Source organism: Bacillus cereus group sp. RP43 (assembly GCF_040459645.1).
GTDB classification, from domain to species: domain Bacteria; phylum Bacillota; class Bacilli; order Bacillales; family Bacillaceae_G; genus Bacillus_A; species Bacillus_A mycoides_C.
Window position 1 is genome coordinate 4,973,299 of sequence record NZ_JARVHQ010000001.1, and the last position, 19,492, is coordinate 4,992,790.

The window sequence follows — 19,492 nt, forward strand, 5'->3', positions numbered from 1 at the left end:
AAATAACTTTTGCATGAGTTATTTCAAAGAAATGAAAAAAAGAGCTGATTCAGGGAAATGTTTGAATCAGCTCTTTTTTGTTAAGCCTCTAAATTTTGTTTTTGTTGCAGTTCAAACTGCTTTTCACTTCTTTTTGCCATGAATAAATAACATAACACAGCACCAATTTCACAAAGAGCTATAACAACACCCATAGGAAGTGCTGTATTGCTTCCACCAATACCTACTAGCGGTGCTACAAGTGCTCCTGAAATGAACTGTAATAAACCTAGTAAAGCTGACGCTGTTCCTGCTGCTTGTTTTTGATTTCTCATCGCTAACGAGAAGCCGGTTGTTGATACAACCCCAACACTTGATACAACAAGGAATAGCGAGCATAAAACACCGATTAGCCCTATTCCAAGTACGATTGTAAGTAGTAACGATAGACCGCCAACAGCCGCAATAATAATACCAACAACAAATAAAGTTTTTTCATTAACTTTCCCCGCTAAGCGGCCAGTAACTTGGCTAGCAATAATAATACCAATACCGTTAATTGCAAAGAACAAACTAAACTGTTGTGGTGATGCCCCGTATATATTTTGCAACACAAACGGTGAACCAGAAATATAAGCAAACATTGCAGCTGTTACTAATCCTTGCGACAATGCATACCCCATAAATAAACGATCTTTCAGAAGCTTTCCGTATGTTGCAAGCGTTCCTGATAATCCACCTGTCTCTCTTTCTTCAGGTGGTAATGTTTCACGTAATACGAAAGTAGCTGATATTAGCATGAATACACTAATTGCTCCAAGAACGATAAAAACGCCGCGCCATGATGTGAACTGTAATAATTGCCCTCCAATAATCGGTGCCAAAATAGGCGCTGCTCCGTTTACTAACATAAGCAGTGAGAAAAACTTCGTCATTTCAGAACCTGAATACATATCACGTACCATTGCACGTGATATAACGATACCAGCAGACCCTGAAGCACCTTGTAAGAAACGTAAAAGCACTAAACTCCAAATCGATGGTGCAACAGCACAAAGTAAAGAAGAAGCAACATAAATAATAAGAGCGATAATAAGAGGTTTGCGTCTTCCGTAAATGTCACTAATTGAACCAACAAATAACTGTCCCACTGAAAGCCCAAGTAAACAAGCTGTCAATGTAAGCTGCGCAAGAGATGCCCCCGTTTGTAAATCATCTGTTAACTTCGGTAAAGATGGCAAATACATATCAATAGATAATGGCCCGATTGCCGTAAGTGTCCCTAATACAAGAATCATCCATAACCTGTTTGCCTTTACAGGTTTATATACTTCGTGATTAACTCCATTCACTTTTTTCATTCACCCTTTCATATAAATATCGAATCGTAACAATTATAGTTACAACATAAATATACGTCAAGTATACTGTATTTTCCTGTTTAATAATGTAAAAAAAAGCGATAGAATCTCTATCGCTTTACTTTTTCAAATTACTATTTACAAATTTAGATACAGATGCCATCATTTCTCCTGTGTCTAAATATGTGATTTGAATTGGATCTCCTACTTCTGTAAACATTGCATACGGGAATTTCTTCGCCGGTACCATAAATACTTTTTGCTCGTTTTCTAATAGTACGTACACAATCGTATTTTCACCTGATTTTTCTTTATACACACGTTGTACAGTACCTTCTTTTTGCGCTTCTTTCCCATTTGAAGTCGGTCTAAATGAATCACCACTTCCGCTCAGCGCATTTTTATAATTCTCAAGTGCTTCTTTTTGCGTTGAACCTGTTGCAAACACTTTTGCATTAGAAGCATATATGACAGTATGAGCACGTACTAATCCCCCGTCATCAATAACCGGTACAATCCAAGAAGGTTTACCATATACGTTATAAATAACCGGCATTGTTCCATGCCATTTCTCTCTCTTAAAGGAATTATCCACTACTTCTGTAGCAGCCGAACCGTCCATAATTCCCTTCACTTCTTTTCCGTTATAGTAATACAACTTTCCTGTACGTGCATCAACTAATGAGTAACCGAGAGCAGAATCTACTCCTTCTTTCGGAGAGGTAAAGTCTGTAAAGTAATACAGTTTACCATCTTTTCCAAAGATCGGCGTAACGCCTTCCTTCGTCCCCCACTCAGTCGGAATCTTCATGTCAGTTTGTGAGAATTTCGTATTCCAAAATCCGTGAATATATTTTCCGAAGTACGTATTTAACGTAGATGCTGTTTCATGATTTAATACACCATCAACGAATTTAGGTGCATTCCCTTTATCATATCGCTTCACATCACCTGTTTGTGCATCAACAACGACAACGCCTTCTACTTCAAACCCTGATCTTCCTGAAATAAACTCACCGTATGTCATTGTATAATACGGTTTTCCTTTATCATCAACTTCAAATTTTGGTTTCCCTTTAAAAACTAAATCTGGCTCTGCTTTTCGAACAGCACGTTCTAATTTATTACCAAAAAACATACTTGGTACATACTTCATTTTATATCCAAGATGTAATTTCGCTTCCGCATCAGGATTTGTACCTGACATTGTTACGTAACCTGGTATTGTTCCTGCCTTACGCGCTTTAAAAAATCCCGAAACTTCTATCGGTGCTACATACAAGGCTTCACCATTTACCATTTGTGGCGTTAATTCCCCTAGCTCAAAATAAGCTACTTTCGGAATATCACCAAATACCTTTTTCATTTTATTTTCCGCTGTTTTAGGCGGAACTGTAAACGGTTGGTCATTTTCAGTAAATGGCTCTGAAATATCTTTCTCTACCTTAACAACAGAATCATATTTCTTTTGCGAGATTACTATATCGTGCAAATAACCAAAATAGCCGTAACTTGCGAGTAAAACAAACATTAGAAGTCCTTTTAACGTACCTTCTAATTTCCCTACCTGCTCTTGTGAGAATAAAACAAGCCCAATTAAAATCGCTACTGCAACAGAATAATGAGTAAGAATAGAATCTGCTCGATCATCAATTAGCCAGAAATATTCATAGATTGCAATACCTATCCAAAATAAAACAGGAATAACTAAAATAGATGATTTCTTACCCTTTACAACTTTCTCATTTCCTCCTTTATCCACCGCGCGAATTTTATTACCGCTTCTAGTCCATGGAATCAAAAACAAAGTGAGAATAGCTAAAACTATAAATTTCATCAAAGGCAATGTCCCCTTTTCTTTTGTCTTCTCCATAAGTATAACAAATAAAGGGTAATCAGGTAAAAATGGGTATGATTATATTTTTTTGCTACTTAATACAATTCCACTCACTACATATAAAACTGAAGCAATGTAAAAAATAGTCCCTATTGTAAAGAAATCCACTAGGTAACCAGTTGCAATTATAGCTACTCCGCCACCAATTGATGTCCATACATGGTATTTTCCAATTTCGTAACCAGCTTCCTTATGCGCTACCTTTCGTGCTAACGATGTCTTCTCCGTATTACGCTGCACAGCACCTAAAATACCCATTAAAATTTGGAGAATGTATACATGCCAAACTTCTGTTGCAATAGGGAAACAAAGCATTAATATAGACATGGACCATGCGTATATAATTAATAACTTTCTATCACCTATCCTATCAGAGGTTCTTCCAACTAACGGATATACTAGAGCTGAAGTTAAGGCAAATAAACCGTACGCCCAGCCAAATTGCGAGAAACTATTTCCAACATTTCGAAGCAATAGTATATAAAAAGGAAATACCATGCTACCCGCCATCATAATAATGCTTTGTGAGGCCACAAATCTTCTATATGTCATTTGCTATACTCCTTATAAAATAAATTCACAAATCTTTCCTCTGGATCTACTTCCTTCTTCTTCTGAAGGAATTCTTCTATGCGAGGATACGCTTTCTTTAGTTGCTCCTTCGCCGGATAAGAATAATACGGTAAATAATAACTCCCATTATGCTTTAAAGTAACATCTATCATCTTCTGAATGACCACTTTTGTTTTCTTTATTTCATCCTCAGAACGCCCTTGATTAATTAGAAGCACAAGCGCAAACATATCATCTTTCGCGTAAGATAGCACCGCATTCTCATTCTTTTCTACATAGCGGATTGTAATGTTAAGAAGGTTTAATTCCTCTTCATTTAAAACACTTCGTAAATCATCTATATACTCTGCAAAACTATCTATTGGTACAAAGTACTCTTGTAAAACTTCGGTCAAGTTCGGGTTATCGTATTCCATAAAGGCACTATCAGATCTCATTACGTTATTTCGAGTTTCGTACTTACCATCTTTACGTTCAAAATAACTTCTTTGTATATCCCAAAATGCACCCTTTCCCCAGTCACTATAACGTGATAACCCGAGCAAAAATTTCGGCGCAGCTATAATATTTTCTTCTTTTAATTTGCTGTACTCTCTCAGCTTCTGCTGATCTTCTGCTAGTACATAATCTGTCACATACATTTCTTTTAAAAATGAATTTGGGGCAACAGAAATACGTCCTAAATGCATACGTATATTCTCGTCCTTTCTCACCTTCTCCTTAAAATATGAAGAGTACTCCTTATAATCTATTACCTTCGTATGCGTTTCATATAATTCATCATTTGTTAATTTGAGCGTCACATCTAAAATCACCCCAAACAATCCGTATCCCCCAATTACATACGGAAACAAGTCAGCATTTTCTTCTCTACTTACATTACGCATAGTACCATCTGCCATTAACAATCTGAACGACTCTACTGTATCAATCAATGCCTCATGACGAATATCACGCCCATGTACATTTACACTTAATGAACCACCAACAGTGAAAATATTTTGAGATTGCATCACCTGAACTGCAAGGTCGTATGGGTTTATTTTCTTTTGAATGTCATTCCATGTCACACCACTTTGTACTCTAATCCTCTTCTTCTCCGGATCAAACTCTAATATTTTGTTATATCCTTTCATATCAAGCATCGTACCGTTCGGATAATACGTCTGTCCGCCTTGGCTATGTTGTATACCTGCAATCGAAATCTTCTCTCCAGAAACATTTGCATCTCGCACCAGCTTTTTTAATGATCCCTCATCCTCAGCATCTTCAACACGCTTAATTTTTGTTGGAAGCAACTTCCCTACATCGCTCATAATAGGATGATTCAGTTGCCCTTTATATGTATGTATAGATGTCGCGAGCAACACTGTATACGCTACAATTACAACCGCTATTTTTCTTTTTTTCAAATGGCACTCTCCTCTTCTAATGTTCTTCCTCTTCATATTGTACCTATTTTCCTAAGAAGAAAGTATTAACAAAAAAGAGAGACCATTTATTTTAGGTCCCTCTCTCATCAAGACTATCACTTTGCTGCTGGCAGCTGTATTGCCTCAAACTTTTCGTACGATGTATATTTTGCACTCGTAATAATGTGTGTCTTATCCTCACCATTACTACTCATAATCATATCTATCTTCGCTGATTCATATTTAAAATCTTTTGTAATGATATATTCTGCATCTACTTCTTCTATCTTTGCGTTTTGTGCTTGTAGCATTTTCTTCTGCGTTTCATCCATGCTAGCTAACATACTTTCTGTTTCTTTCCCTTTTAATATGAACTTCAGTTTATACTTGTCTCCACTTTTCTCCATCTTCATTTTATCTAAAACTACTGCTGGCACTTCTAAATTATCTACAATATCTTGAGTTGCTTTCATCTCGCCAGTATTTAATTGCTCCTCCGGTACAGATATAACTTCTCCTGTATTAGGATTTTTCACCTGACCAGCAACTTTACCATCCACAGCATACACTACAACATCTGTACCAGAAATATTCATTTCAGAACGAGAATTCTTTTTCTTTGGCTCTAATTGCATTTTAGCCTTTAGTATATTCATCTCTGTTCCTTCAGCTTTTATCTCTACATCATATGTCATCGTTACATTTTCTTCATTTTTAAAAGCGTCATTCGTTTTCTTGAAAACATCCTTCGCTGCTAACTCTTTTTCTTTCTGCATGGCTTCTTTTTTCGGTTCATCAGTCTTTGTTGTTTTCTCATTACTACACCCTGCACCTAAAATAACTGCAAGGATCATACTAGAAGTTAAAATAAGTTTTTTCATAATTTCTCCTCCTTTTCAAAAGGATATCATCTATTTTCCTTTGAAATCTATATACTTTTTAATATTTCTATTTAACTTTATTTCTCGAATAACAACATGTTTAAAGAAATACTTAAATATGATGTAAATAAAAACAACTAAATTCAGGAGGTCATTATGAAAGCAATTATTTGCACAAAGTATGGGCCGCCTAATGTTCTCAAACTTCAAGATGTAGAGAAACCTACTCCAAAAAAAAATGAAGTATTAGTTAAAATTCACGCAACAAGTGTAACAACTGGAGATTGTAGAATGCGCGGCTTTAATAGCCCCCTTTTATTTTGGATTCCTATGCGGATTATATTAGGTTTTAAAAAACCAAGAAAGCCTATACTCGGCGTGGAGCTATCTGGTGAAATCGAAGAAATAGGAACAGATGTAACTCAATTTAAAAAAGGAGACCAAGTTTTCGCATTAACAGAGCTTAATGTCGGTGGTTATGCAGAATATACATGTGTACATGAAAGCGGATTGATATCATTAAAACCTACCAATGTGACGTATGAAGAAGCTGCCGTTATTCCTTTTGGTGGAACTTCAGCATTACACTTCCTGAGAAAAGGACGTATAAGAAAAGGGCAACAAGTACTTATATATGGCGCATCTGGTTCAGTAGGAACAGCTGCCGTACAACTTGCTAAATATTTTGGCGCGACCATTACAGCTGTTTGTAGTAATTCAAATTTTGAACTAGTGCAATCTTTAGGAGCTAATCACGTAATTGATTATACGAAAGAAGATTTTACAAAGCGGGCTGAACGCTACGATATTATATTTGATGCAGTTGGAAAAATTAAAAAATCCCATTGCAAGAAAGCATTAACCGCTAACGGTAAATACGTGTCGGTCAATGGAACGATGGCAAAAGTGAGTAAAGAAGATATGCTTCTACTAAAAATGCTAACGGAAGAAGAAAAATTAAAGCCAGTTATTGATAAAACTTATCCGTTAGAAGAAATTTCAGAGGCTCATACGTACGTAGAGACCGGACATAAAAAAGGTAATGTTTCTATTACCTTAAAATAAAATATATTCAGAAAATAACATTGACAATTCTTTTTGTAAGATTTACTATTAGTACCATATTTAAAAACTACATACACATACTCTTATCAAGAGTGGCGGAGGGACTGGCCCGATGATGCCCGGCAACCGAGCTTAGAACGTATAAGCTAAGGTGCTAATTCCTGCAGAACGATTTTCGTTTTGGAAGATAAGAGAGGAACCTATTTCGTCTATTCGGCACCTCTCTTATTTTTGAGAGGTGCTTTTTATTTTGGAACGTATATTAAGGGGGAATTATAGATGAAAAAGGTATTATTAAGTATTGTAAGTGGGGCTGTATTATTGTTAGGTGCATGTGGTGCTAATTCTGATAAAGAGGTAAAAGCATTAGATGAGAAAAAGATTACTGTCGGTGTAACAGGCGGACCGCATGAACAAATTTTTGAAAAGGTGAAAGAAGTTGCAGCAAAAGATGGTCTCCAAATCGATGTAAAAGTATTTAATGATTATGTAGCGCCAAACGTATCTTTAGATGAAAAAAGCCTCGATGTAAACAGCTATCAAACTAAATCTTATTTAGACGTATTTAAAGCTGAACGTAATATGAAATTAACTGAAGTATTTTCCACAGTAACATTCCCTATGGGCATATACTCTAAAAACTTAAAAGATGTAAAAGAATTAAAAGAGGGCGACGCAATTGCTGTCCCAAACGATCCAACAAATGAGTTGCGTGCTTTAAAGCTATTTGAAAAAGCAGGGGTTTTAAAAGTGGATCCAAAAGCTACAGAAAAAGCGACTGCAAAAGATGTAATTGAAAATCCGAAAAATTTAAAGATTGTTGAATTAGAGGCATCTCAATTACCAACGCAGCTAGGTGAAGTGAAGGCAGCTGCGATTAATACAAACTTTGCATTAGGTGCAAAATTAAGTCCAGCAAAAGATTCGATTTTCCGCGAAGGAAAAGATTCACCATATGTGAACTGGGTCGTTGTTCGTACTGAAAATAAAGATGATGCAGTTGTAAATAAATTGAAGAAAGCTTATCAATCTAAAGAAGTAAAAGATTTCATTGAGAAAAAATTCGATGGTTCTGTTTTACCGTCTTGGTAGGAGTTGACTATAATGATTGAATTAAAAAACGTCTCCAAAGTATTCTCAACAAAAAAAGGGAATGTTGAGGCCCTTAAACCAACTTCCCTTAGAGTAAAAAAGGGCGAAGTATTCGGAATCATTGGATATAGCGGCGCTGGTAAAAGTACATTAAATCGTTGTGTAAATTTATTAGAAAAACCAACGACAGGAAATATCATTATAAACGAACAAGATTTAACAACCTTATCGACAAAGGAACTAGCAAAAGCGAGACAAAAAATCGGCATGATTTTTCAAGGATTCAATTTACTTAAAACCGTTACCGTTTATGAAAACATCGCACTACCCTTACGTCTATCTGGTCTTCCCAAAAATGAAATTGAAAAAAGGGTAGAAAAGTATTTACGCATTGTTGATCTTTTTAATAGAAAAGATGCCTATCCAAGTGAATTATCTGGTGGTCAAAAACAACGTGTAGCGATCGCTCGCGCACTATCTCATGAGCCTGAAGTTTTATTAAGCGATGAAGCAACGAGCGCATTAGATCCGGAAACGACCGATTCTATTCTTGATTTATTATTAAAGATTAATGAAGAAATCGGGATTACGATTTTACTAATTACACACGAAATGAATGTCATCCAGCGTATTTGTGACCAAGTTGCCGTTATGGAACATGGAGCGGTAATCGAAAGTGGAACCGTAAAAGATATTTTTACAAACCCACAACATGTAACAACGAAGAAATTTGTAAATAGCGCATTTGCAGCTAAAATTCCAGAAGAGGTACAGAAAGAGCTACAAAATACTGGAGAAATCGTAACACTTTCATTTATAGGAACCACTTCAGGAGAACCAGCGTTAGCTGTCGCTACAAAACGTTTTCAAGTATATCCCAATATTTTATCAGGCAATATTACGCAGTTAAAACATGAGGCATATGGGAAACTGGTCGTTCATATGCAAGGTGAAAAAAATGAAGTACACCGTGCCTTATCATTTTTACAAGAACAAGGGATCATCGTAGAAGGAGGTAGAACAGATTATGGGAAACAAGTCCTTTTTGGATGAGTGGGGTAACGTAATATGGGAAGCAACAATTCAAACATTTCAAATGACATCTATTTCACTACTTATCTCTATTCTAATTGCCTTACCACTCGGTGTAACACTCGTTTTAACAAGACCTGGTGGCCAACTAGAGAATAAACTCGTATATCCGATTCTTAATACAATTATTAATGTCATTCGCTCTCTTCCATTTATCATTCTCTTATTCTTTATTTTACCTTTCACAAAATTTTTAATGGGGACATCTATTGGCGTGCAAGGTGTCATCGTACCACTTGTCGTATTCACAGCTCCCTATATTGCTCGTTTAATGGAAACGGCTTTACTAGAAGTGGACCGTGGTGTTATTGAAGCGTATCAAGCAATGGGGATTTCTACTTTAAAAATCATTTGGCACGTCATGGTTAAAGAAGCTCGTCCATCTCTCGTACTTGGATTAACAATCGCAACGATCGGCTTAATCGGTGCAACAGCAATGGCTGGACTTGTAGGTGCTGGAGGCCTTGGTGATCTCGCATATCGATTCGGACATTTACGCTACGAACCTGAAGTAATGTATGCAACAGTCTTTATTTTAATCATTCTCGTTCAAGGATTACAGTCATTAGGGAATGGTATAGCACGAAGATTGAAAAAAGATTAAAAAGAAGGTATCTCACCAGGGTGAGATACCTTCTTTTTATCCCGCTATTTGTGGGCAGTAAGACCCCACCTCAAAATTCAGCGGAAGCAAAAAAGTTAGGTGGGGGATCAACTGCCCGTAAAAGCCCGATTGGTTCAACTAATAATCAGTGGGGGATGAACAAAACCCCCACTGATTAAAGTTTCACTTTATCTTTTAAATCCACCTTCTGAATGAATAACTTGCCCTGTAATCCATCCGGCTTCTTCGCTCACTAAAAACTTAATAAGCCTCGCCGCATCTTTCGGTTCACCAATCCTTCCAAAAGGAAACATCGGTGTTAACCCGCGCTTTATCTCTTCAGTCATCCATCCTGTATTAGTTGGACCTGGATTAATCGCATTAACCGTTATCCCTAAATGAGCCACTTCTGCTGATAACGTACTAGTGAGAGCATCAATAGCTCCCTTCGTTGTTGCATAGGCTAGTTCTCCAGCCATAGGCCCTTTAAATTGCCCCGAAGTAATATTAACAATTCTACCGCCAGATTTTTTATCAAATCCTTGAGCAAACTTACTACTTAATAATGTAGTGCCGCGAACATTTACCATGTAATGTTTATCTAACTCTTCAGCAGTCAAATTGGAGAAATCATTATTCGTAGAGTACGCTGCGTTATTAATTAATATATCAGGGTACCCCATTTGTTCAGTAACTTTATTTATAAGTTGTTCCGGCGCATCATTCCGAGTTAAATCTAACTCCATACTTGATACTTCAACACCGTTCTTTATTAGCTCTTCTTTTAATTGTATTTGTTCGTTTGGATCAACGCCCCAAGGCATCTCTTTATCGTAATTCGTCCAGTACGTAAAAAATATATCGTATCCTGCTTCAGCTAATTCTTTACAAATCGCTGCACCAATACCATCTAAACGACTAACACCTGTAACAACAGCTACTTTATATTTTAATTGATTCATCATATACTCCTCCAAATTTAAAGGACGCATATTTTATATAAGAGATATAAATTTCCCCACATAGGCATCTATCCTTACAAAGGGGATGTACAAACCAAATATGCAGTCCTTGAATGATTTACAGATAGCTAAATAAACCCTCATTAATGAGAGAAAATTTCCTCTATCCGCTTTCTAATCATTAAAAGTTCATCCACATATCTACTCTTTATCCCCTTTCAATATATCTCTATTATTTACTGTAACAAAAAGATTCAATATTTAAAATAGAAAAGATAATTTTACCTACATATAAACTTTAACTATGTTTCTATTTAAAATAACCATTAAAATATTAAAATAACAAAAATAATCAGAAAATGATGGTAAATAATGGTTTGTTTTTTTATAATAAAACGTGGGGCTAATGTGAGAGATATTATAAATGGTCTGATTATACAGACTCAACTAGTTTTAAACAAATAGGGGGAAGAAACATGTCAAAAAAATTACTTTCTTTATTTTCTACAATAATCGTAGCAGCTTTTGTAATAACTGGCTGTGGTCAAAGCGATACGACAAATAAAGAACAAAAAGAAGATGTAACGAAAGAAAACAAAACAGAAAAAACGGATACAACGAAAGAAAATAAACCTGAAGAAAAAAAATCCGAAGATAAAAAGGCCGAAAATACAGCCACTAGTTCCAGCGATTATTCCAAGCTGATTTCCTATATGGAAAAAGAAACCGGTGGTAAAACAAAAGTTCTTTTTGAAAATAAGGAACCACAAGTCCATAAAGCTGAAGATATTTCAGTATCAATGAATAGTTATACATTAGTTGAATTAAATGGATTCCATACGGACTTTAACATTCCATTTAACCGTCAAACAGAGGGCGGAGTTATTCTTGTGAACTATAGCGTAAAAAATAGTTCAGCTAAAGACCTTTATTATATGCCAACATTGGACATGTCATTTACTGGTGCTCAGAAAGCATATAGTAACTATAGAGATTTAATTCCAACAGAAGATCAGCTACCAACTAAGCTTGCTCCAACAAATGATTATTTAGTAAAAGCAGGAGAGACAATTTCTGGTTATATCGCTTATCCATTTGGAAAAGATGATCTAGCAAAAATTTTAAGTCTCTCAACAGTCTCAGTCACAGTCCCAACTGCACAAGCTAATAGAGGAAAATTTGATGCCCCAATCGGAAGCCCTGGAAACTTTTCATTAAGTTTAAACAAACAAGGCGCTGAAAAGGTTGCAGCAGATAAAACTTTCTACCAAGATAAAGTAACTGCTAATAACATGGGCGATAAAAAAATGCTAAAAGAACAATCCGGTATTAATAACAGTCAAGAATTAGGTGCTGTCAATGTTACATTAGATGGATATCAATTCGCTCAATTCACACCAAATTCCGTCGAGGCTCCGCGATTTGCAAATTTCAAGAATGGTATTGTTCTATTAACAGTAAAATTCAAACTTGATAACAAAGATACGCAAGACGTTGCACTATCTCCTATAAGCTCTACATTGAGAGTTAATGATGGTACACAATATACAATTAGCGAAGGTATGCTACTAAATTACGACTATAACGCTTCAGTCAAAACAGGAACATCTGGAGAGTTACTGCAAGTATATATTTTAGACCAAGAGCAGTATGAAAAGATTTGGAAAGACAAAAGCTTCGAGATTGAGTTAGGACCTATGAGAAATAAAGAAGCTAAAGATATTTCACAAGGTAAAAAGGCTAAATTTACATTACCTAAATAAATTACTAAATCTATATTAGAAAAGGCATATAACATATGATTGTTATATGCCTTTTCTATTTGTATAAAGAACAAAACTTTAATTTAAGTGTATACATTTATCATTACCTATTCGTTGTATAAGTGTAGGGAGGAAAAATGATGGGAAAAGAAAATATATTGACCTCCTATCTTATCAATTTAGGAGAGGAAGTGTTCAAGCTATTACTAGCGAAAGGAGCTATAAAAGAAGATGCAGAAGATATCATCCAAAATACTTTCTATAAAGTATACACATTGCTAGATGATCTAACCGAGAGTAACATACGTCCATGGTTTTTCAGAGTCGCACTAAACGAATACATTGACTTAAAAAGAAAAAAAGAACAGCAAAACATCTACTTAACTGAGGAAATTTATTCAAAACTACAATATACAGACCGAGAATTGGATGTCGTTTTAAATAAAGATGAGATTTTCTATTTATTAAAAGATATAAAACTAGAATACAAAGAGGCCTTCTTTTTAAAATATTATTACGATTTTACATATGAAGAAATCGCTCTAATACTAGATATTCAAGTAAACAGCGTCAAACAAAAATTACATCGCGCACGTAAAACAATTCATTCTAAAGTAGGAGGAAAAACTTAATGGATACTTCTTTAAAAGATGCGTTAAAAAGGGCGAAGCGTAAGCAATTACTCAAAACCATTATTACTTCTATTATCGTCGTAATAATACTTATTCCTATAATTTATAAGATCGGTAATTACTTCGCAGCGAAAAGTTCTACGAAACTTCACGAACATCTCTTTTTACATAACGCAATTGCAGAACCGAATGTGCAAATCGATTCTCAAGTAACGAGTAATTCATCTATGTTTGGAGGCAATATTATATCAAATCGTTCTAAAAATATTAATGGTTATGTAGTCCCATGGAACACATTAACAAGTTCCTATGGTTGGCTCCGTACCAACATTGATACCAATGAATTAACGCCCGGCTTTTATTGGTCCAATACAGAGTTCTATGAGTACGATAAACAAACTAAAAATAAATTCGCAACATTTTATAATCCAGATATTAAAGAATATCATGATGGTGTCCAAAATGAATTAGGTGAGGTTTCACAAATGAATAACTATGTTGCGGAAGTTGCTCTCTCATTCAATCAACCCTATACATTACAAGAAATTAAAGAAAAAATTCCAGATACCTTAAACGTTGTATGGCTATATATGATATCACCAATTGGAGATGAAAGTAAGGGGCCTGCTGGTATGCCAGTTTACGGATTCAATCCAGACAAGTCCCCTGAAGAAGCGTACAAAGAGTTCGTTGATTCACTTAAACAATACGATGACCATGGACATGACGAAGACATTCAGAAGTTTTTAAAATCAAACAAAAACAAACCCTTTGATCAAGTGAAAATTTTAGGTGTTATGCTAACTGGGAGAACGGAAAACTTTAAGGCGTTAGAAAACCAAGACTTTATTCGCGGTGCTTCTGTAGGGGTTACTGCACAAGTGGTTCCTTATATAAAACCGGAGAAATAATAAGGAAAAGAAAAGAAAAGATAAACTAACAGTAGATAGTTAAAAGAACGTACATTAATCTGTTTACTATGGGAGCTATCTATTTTAGTTGAGAGCTCCCGTCCTTCATTTATTGTTCACCCTCCAAAAAATAAATTTCCAAATACTTTATGTACAAATGAAAAATCATAATTTTTGTTCACACTTTATCCATTGTGAATTTATTCACAATGGATATATAATAAACATGTAAATACAATACATTGGAGGGATTTCAATGGTTATCAATTTTTTAAGAACTGATAAACGCGCTACTTTCATATTATTATTTTTACGACTTTACATAGGATATGCATGGCTTGCTGCCGGAATAGGAAAAGTTTTTGGACAATCTTTTGACGCAAGTGGTTTTCTAAAAGGAGCTATCGCTCAAGCATCAGGTGACCACCCTGCAGTACAAGGCTGGTGGGCAGATTTTCTTCAACATTTTGTTCTTCCAAACGCAGACCTATTTAGCTTTTTAGTTCAATGGGGAGAAATTTTAGTAGGGCTAGGTTTGATTTTAGGTGGATTAACAAAAACAGCTGCATTTTTCGGCATCATAATGAACCTTTCATTTTTATTAAGCGGAACTGTTAGTGTAAACCCAAACCTACTTATTTTAACTATGTTCATTTTAGTTGCAGGACAGAATGTTGGACGTATTGGATTAGATGGTTATGTTTTCCCCAAAATTTTCAAAAAAAATAACCGTGAAGCATATAAATTAAGTAAAACTGCATAAGAACAGTTCATCTTTTAAATATAAATAAGGAAAGAGCCTACATTCAGGCTCTTTTCTCATTTACACCAAAATATTTCACAGTTTGCCTTATCCGAAATGTTAAACTCAATCATATATAACCGGATAAATGTGTACGACTTTATTTCAAGCACCTAAAAAGCTTAAAGACTAAAACAAGCCATTATAGAACCCTAAAATCTTTCATACTTTCTCCAAGAATATAGTGTGAAAACCACATCAAATTCTGCTTCATAATAGCCACATGAATTCCTGGCTGGTCAGAACTATATGCCATTCCTTTAAATATAATTAATTCTGTATCCACTTCCATATCTCTTAATCCTTCATATAGCTCATATGCATTTAGAATTGGAATTCTCGCATCCTTTTCCCCATGTTGAATTAAGGTAGGCGTACATGCTGATTTAATATATGTCATTGGCGATGTTTTCCTATATATCTCTGGATCATTCCATGGAGTATTTCCTAAATACATTCTAATAAAGTAAGGGATATCTGTATTTACATAATGGGTACCCCAGTTAGTAATTCCGCCTCCAACTGAAATAGCTTTAAATCTATTACTAAATGTAGAACAAAAAGCTGATATATATCCCCCGTTGCTCCATCCCATAACCCCTACTCTATCTTTATCTGCAATTCCTTTTTCAACTAGTTTATCCACTCCGGATATAACATCATCGTAGTCAGCAATTCCCTGTTTTCTATAGTTTGCTTTTAAGAATTCATTACTATAACCAGAACTTCCCCTGTAGTTTGGTTCTAAAACGATAAAACCTTTTTCAATAAACTGCTCAATAGGATATTTTTCATTAAAACAGTCTGAAAATATTGGGAAGGATGCCCAAGCCGGACCACCATGGATTACCACTAATAAGGGATATTTTTTATTTGCTTCAAACTCTACTGGGGTTGATAAAACACCCTCTATTTCAAGACCATCACTACTTTTCCATGAGATTATTTCTCTATTACTTTTAAGCTTTCCTTCGAAAAAGCTATTTTCATTCGTTATTTTTTTATCGTCTAAATAGATTTCAAAGGTTTCATTTGTAATAGCCTTATTATAGGATATATGATTTCCATCCATTGTTATAGAAGCATCCATTATAAAGCCATCTACTTTTTCGCTTACCATTTCCACAGTGCCATCCTCAGATAGCAATCCAATAAGATAATTCGTTTTATCCTGCCATCTAATTAAAATCCCTTTAGCTGTCCACTGTAATGGCATAACCGTACTATCAAAGTTTGTTAGAGGCTGAATTACCTCTCCAATATTCATATCATATATCTCTAATGTACTTTCTTGTATATGGTTTCTATAGTAATCCCTCTCTCTTATGCTTGCTGTGTAACATATTTTACTGCCGTCAGGAGAAAAGCAAACACTCCCTCCCAACAACTTATCTATATTTAGCTTTTGTAGCTCTCCAGCTTTACTATCTAATATGTATAGATCTCCATTCATATAATCTTCCATATTTGAGCTTGGTGTAGCCATGAATACAACCTTTTTCCCGTCATTTGAAATATCAAATTCATGGATATGAAAATCCTTCCCATCAGTTAGTTGATACACAACTCTGTTTTCATGTTCATATTCATCATTTTGTATCACTTTTTCTATTTCAATGTAATATAAACAATTATTCTGGTACTCCTTACCTATATGATGGAAATCCCCATATAGTTCCCTGCGTTTCTTTATCACCTCAGATTCTTTTGACTGTGCAACATAATAAAAACCTTTACCAGTAGGCTCCCATTTGAATTTACTAACTCCTTCTTTCTCATCAGTAATTTGCACACCGCCATAACCATCTAGTGACTTAACAAAGATTTGATTTTTCCCATCACCAGCCGGGCTAAGGTATGCGATATCCCTAGAATTTGGAGACCATAACGGGCATGTACTATCTATATCCCCATTTGTTAATGGGTAACTCTGTCCCTTATCTTTTTCATATATCCATACATGATTCCTATATGTATTGTCTTTCCAATTAGCCGTCTTCTTTATAAATGCTACGTTTTTTCCATCATCACTTATATTTGTACTTGATAAGGTTGGTAACGAAATAATCTCTTCTATACTTAAATATGTTTTTTCTTTCACTTTCATTAATAAACCCCCTTGTAATATCTATTAATCTATCGTCTCTTCCTGTGTAATAAAGGACATTGTTCACGAATACCCAAAATGATAACAGAAAATTCAGATAAACAAAAGTAGTTCCTTTCCAAATCCGATAAAGTAAAAATTTAATCAGTGGGGATTCTGTCCATCCCCACAGCTAGTTCCTCGCCCCTCTTTAATCCACTTATCGATTTTAGATGTTCTTTTTCTTTTGGGCACAAAAACACCCCTTTAGATAAAAATATCTAAAGGGGTGAAGCTTCACAAATTTATTTCAAATCTACCAACCTCTACTCAACCGTAACAGACTTAGCTAAGTTACGTGGCTTATCAACGTCACACTCGCGGTGAAGTGCTGCGTAGTATGAGATAAGTTGTAATGGAATAACTGCTACTAGCGGTGCTAGTGCTTCGTGTACAGCTGGTAATACGAAGCTGTCGCCTTCCATTTCTAAGCCTTTCATTGAGATGATACATGGGTTAGCTCCGCGTGCTACTACTTCTTTCACGTTACCACGAATTCCAAGGTTTACGTGCTCTTGTGTAGCCAGTGCGATAACCGGTGTACCGTTTTCGATTAAGGCGATTGTACCGTGTTTTAATTCTCCTCCAGCAAATCCTTCTGCTTGGATGTAAGAGATTTCTTTTAGTTTTAACGCACCTTCTAAACCTACGAAGAAGTCTACGCTACGTCCGATGAAGAAGCAGTTACGCGTTGTTGCTAAAAATTGTTTTGCTAATGCGTCCATTTCTTCTTTTTGATCACAAAGTACTACCATTGCATTTGCTACAAGTCCTAATTCGTGTGTTAAATCGAAATCAAGAACTTCACCTTTCGCTTTTGCAATGTCAGCCGCTAAGATTGAAAGTACTGCAAGCTGTGCTGTGTATGCTTTCGTCGATGCAACTGCGATTTCTGGTCCCGCATATAACGGAAGTGTATAATCAGCTTCACGAGAAAGCGTAGAACCAGGTACATTTGTAATCGTTAATGCTTTATGACCCATTTCATTTGTTTGCACAAGTACTGCACGGCTATCAGCTGTTTCACCACTTTGTGAAATGTAAATGAAGAATGGTCTTTCTGTTAATAATGGCATATTGTAAGAGAATTCACTTGCTACGTGTACTTCAACTGGTACTTTCGCGAATTTCTCAATGAATTGCTTTCCAACAAGACCTGCATGATAACTCGTTCCACATGCAATGATGTAAATACGATCGCTATCTAAAATCGCATTGCGAATGTCTTGATTTAATTCAATCTCGCCATTTTCATCTTGATACTTTTGAATTATATTACGGATTACAAGTGGTTGCTCATCGATTTCTTTAAGCATGAAATGAGGGTATGTTCCTTTTTCAATATCACTTGCGTCTAATTCCGCTGTAAACGGTGCACGTTCAATCGTTTCACCTTGTAAGTTTTTAATTGTAATGCTTTCTTTTGTTACAATTACGATTTCTTTATCCATTAACTCGATAAATTGATCTGTAACTTGTAACATCGCCATAGCGTCGCTCGCCACAACATTAAAGTTGTCACCAACACCTACTAATAGCGGGCTTTTGTTTTTAGCAACATAAATCATGTTTGGATTTTCAGCATCAAGTAGTCCGATTGCGTAAGAACCATGTAAAAGAGATAACGTTTGACGGAACGCGTCTTCTACACTTAGTCCTGTACTTACTTGTTGTTCCATAAGTTGCACGATAATTTCTGTATCTGTTTCACTTACGAACGTTACATCTTGTAAATATTCCTTTTTCACTAACTCATAGTTTTCAATTACACCGTTATGAACTAGTGTAAAGCGTTTTGATGTACTTTGATGCGGATGCGCATTTAGTTTACTTGGAACACCATGTGTAGCCCAGCGTGTGTGACCGATTCCCACGCTTGCTGCTACATTCTCCTCTACGACTTCGCGAAGTTTTGCAATACGGCCTTTTTCTTTGTATACAACAACACCGTTCTCTGCTTGTACTGCAATACCTGCTGAATCATATCCACGATATTCTAGCTTTTCTAAACCTTTTAATAAAATTTCCTTTGCATCTTGCTCTCCAATAAATCCTACGATTCCACACATGTTTAGTCGCCGTTACAAATGCTTACACTGCTTTGCGAACATGTAACGACATAGTCCGATACCATTTTTATTTGTACTAAAAAAACGGATTACATATTGCTAGCCCTGTAAGCTTGTAACGGCTTTCACCTTCCTCTCGATTGGGTTAAAGTCCGTATATACTTATACAGCTAGTATTCATCCGTTCCTTTTCTCTCATCACACTTTCACCTTTGTCCACTAAGTCACCTTAATGTTTTAAGTAAAAGTTT

Annotated in this window: 16 protein-coding genes, 2 pseudogenes and 1 riboswitch; of the genes and pseudogenes, 8 read left to right on the forward strand and 10 right to left on the reverse strand. The window is 35.6% G+C overall.

Annotation, left to right across the window (positions count from 1 at the left end; translation table 11 throughout):
- Positions 1 to 80: 80 nt before the first annotated feature.
- The 5 genes from QCI75_RS25765 to QCI75_RS25785 all read right to left on the reverse strand — a co-directional run bounded on the left by QCI75_RS25765 (position 81) and on the right by QCI75_RS25785 (position 6,103).
- The gene (locus QCI75_RS25765) at positions 81 to 1,340 is read right to left on the reverse strand and encodes a multidrug effflux MFS transporter (protein WP_144506612.1); all 1,260 of its coding nucleotides are present in this window, start codon (positions 1,338 to 1,340) and stop codon (positions 81 to 83) included.
- Positions 1,341 to 1,458: 118 nt separating this feature from the next.
- Positions 1,459 to 3,177, reverse strand: a complete 1,719-nt coding sequence (locus QCI75_RS25770; protein ID WP_353761420.1) for a DUF3981 domain-containing protein — start codon at positions 3,175 to 3,177, stop codon at positions 1,459 to 1,461.
- A 78-nt stretch (positions 3,178 to 3,255) separates the two neighbouring features.
- Entirely contained in the window at positions 3,256 to 3,789 is a 534-nt protein-coding gene (locus QCI75_RS25775; RefSeq protein ID WP_353761422.1) for an MFS transporter, read from the reverse strand.
- The gene (locus tag QCI75_RS25780) at positions 3,786 to 5,222 is read right to left on the reverse strand and encodes an FAD-binding protein (RefSeq protein ID WP_353761424.1); all 1,437 of its coding nucleotides are present in this window, start codon (positions 5,220 to 5,222) and stop codon (positions 3,786 to 3,788) included. Before QCI75_RS25780 ends, QCI75_RS25775 begins: the two co-directional genes overlap by 4 nt.
- Positions 5,223 to 5,338: 116 nt before the next feature.
- The gene (locus tag QCI75_RS25785; RefSeq protein WP_353761426.1) at positions 5,339 to 6,103 is read right to left on the reverse strand and encodes a hypothetical protein; all 765 of its coding nucleotides are present in this window, start codon (positions 6,101 to 6,103) and stop codon (positions 5,339 to 5,341) included.
- Between the two features lie 156 nt (positions 6,104 to 6,259).
- Between QCI75_RS25785 and QCI75_RS25790 the strand changes: the two genes are divergently transcribed.
- The 4 genes from QCI75_RS25790 to QCI75_RS25805 all read left to right on the forward strand — a co-directional run bounded on the left by QCI75_RS25790 (position 6,260) and on the right by QCI75_RS25805 (position 9,956).
- Positions 6,260 to 7,168 (forward strand): NAD(P)-dependent alcohol dehydrogenase, encoded by a 909-nt coding sequence (locus tag QCI75_RS25790; protein ID WP_144506616.1) that lies wholly within the window; start codon positions 6,260 to 6,262, stop codon positions 7,166 to 7,168.
- A gap of 80 nt (positions 7,169 to 7,248) precedes the next feature.
- Positions 7,249 to 7,362: riboswitch (SAM riboswitch) on the forward strand.
- 85 nt (positions 7,363 to 7,447) lie between these two features.
- Positions 7,448 to 8,260, forward strand: a complete 813-nt coding sequence (locus tag QCI75_RS25795) for a MetQ/NlpA family ABC transporter substrate-binding protein (RefSeq protein ID WP_002009844.1) — start codon at positions 7,448 to 7,450, stop codon at positions 8,258 to 8,260.
- Positions 8,261 to 8,272: 12 nt separating this feature from the next.
- Positions 8,273 to 9,313 (forward strand): methionine ABC transporter ATP-binding protein, encoded by a 1,041-nt coding sequence (locus QCI75_RS25800; protein ID WP_353761427.1) that lies wholly within the window; start codon positions 8,273 to 8,275, stop codon positions 9,311 to 9,313.
- Positions 9,288 to 9,956 carry a methionine ABC transporter permease gene (locus QCI75_RS25805; RefSeq protein ID WP_144506618.1) on the forward strand — a complete coding sequence of 223 codons (669 nt, stop codon included), beginning with the start codon at positions 9,288 to 9,290 and terminating at the stop codon, positions 9,954 to 9,956. Before QCI75_RS25800 ends, QCI75_RS25805 begins: the two co-directional genes overlap by 26 nt.
- A gap of 188 nt (positions 9,957 to 10,144) precedes the next feature.
- Here QCI75_RS25805 and QCI75_RS25810 read toward each other — a convergent pair whose 3' ends face one another.
- The gene (locus QCI75_RS25810) at positions 10,145 to 10,921 is read right to left on the reverse strand and encodes an SDR family oxidoreductase (RefSeq protein WP_144506619.1); all 777 of its coding nucleotides are present in this window, start codon (positions 10,919 to 10,921) and stop codon (positions 10,145 to 10,147) included.
- Between the two features lie 473 nt (positions 10,922 to 11,394).
- On the opposite strand from QCI75_RS25810, the gene QCI75_RS25815 reads away from it, so the two are divergent.
- From QCI75_RS25815 to QCI75_RS25830, 4 genes are all read left to right on the forward strand, one after another.
- Positions 11,395 to 12,681: a DUF5068 domain-containing protein gene (locus QCI75_RS25815; RefSeq protein ID WP_144506620.1), complete on the forward strand. Its 1,287-nt coding sequence runs from the start codon at positions 11,395 to 11,397 to the stop codon at positions 12,679 to 12,681.
- A gap of 140 nt (positions 12,682 to 12,821) precedes the next feature.
- On the forward strand, positions 12,822 to 13,313 hold the full coding sequence (locus QCI75_RS25820; protein ID WP_144506621.1) for an RNA polymerase sigma factor: 492 nt from the start codon (positions 12,822 to 12,824) through the stop codon (positions 13,311 to 13,313).
- Positions 13,313 to 14,224, forward strand: a complete 912-nt coding sequence (locus QCI75_RS25825) for a sigma factor regulator N-terminal domain-containing protein (protein WP_144506622.1) — start codon at positions 13,313 to 13,315, stop codon at positions 14,222 to 14,224. The genes QCI75_RS25820 and QCI75_RS25825 overlap by 1 nt, the downstream gene beginning before the upstream one ends.
- A 256-nt stretch (positions 14,225 to 14,480) precedes the next feature.
- Entirely contained in the window at positions 14,481 to 14,987 is a 507-nt protein-coding gene (locus tag QCI75_RS25830; RefSeq protein ID WP_353761429.1) for a DoxX family membrane protein, read from the forward strand.
- A gap of 181 nt (positions 14,988 to 15,168) precedes the next feature.
- On the opposite strand, the gene QCI75_RS25835 is transcribed toward QCI75_RS25830, so the two are convergent.
- From QCI75_RS25835 to QCI75_RS25845, 4 genes and pseudogenes are all read right to left on the reverse strand, one after another.
- Positions 15,169 to 17,133, reverse strand: coding sequence for a S9 family peptidase (locus QCI75_RS25835; RefSeq protein WP_353761430.1), 1,965 nt, complete (start codon positions 17,131 to 17,133; stop codon positions 15,169 to 15,171).
- Between the two features lie 47 nt (positions 17,134 to 17,180).
- Positions 17,181 to 17,367 (reverse strand): annotated as a pseudogene (locus QCI75_RS30610) (TnsA endonuclease N-terminal domain-containing protein); the annotation flags it as partial.
- Positions 17,368 to 17,438: 71 nt separating this feature from the next.
- Positions 17,439 to 19,241 carry a glutamine--fructose-6-phosphate transaminase (isomerizing) gene (gene glmS / locus QCI75_RS25840; protein WP_144508478.1) on the reverse strand — a complete coding sequence of 601 codons (1,803 nt, stop codon included), beginning with the start codon at positions 19,239 to 19,241 and terminating at the stop codon, positions 17,439 to 17,441.
- A gap of 12 nt (positions 19,242 to 19,253) precedes the next feature.
- Positions 19,254 to 19,440 (reverse strand): annotated as a pseudogene (locus tag QCI75_RS25845) (hypothetical protein).
- Positions 19,441 to 19,492: the final 52 nt, after the last annotated feature.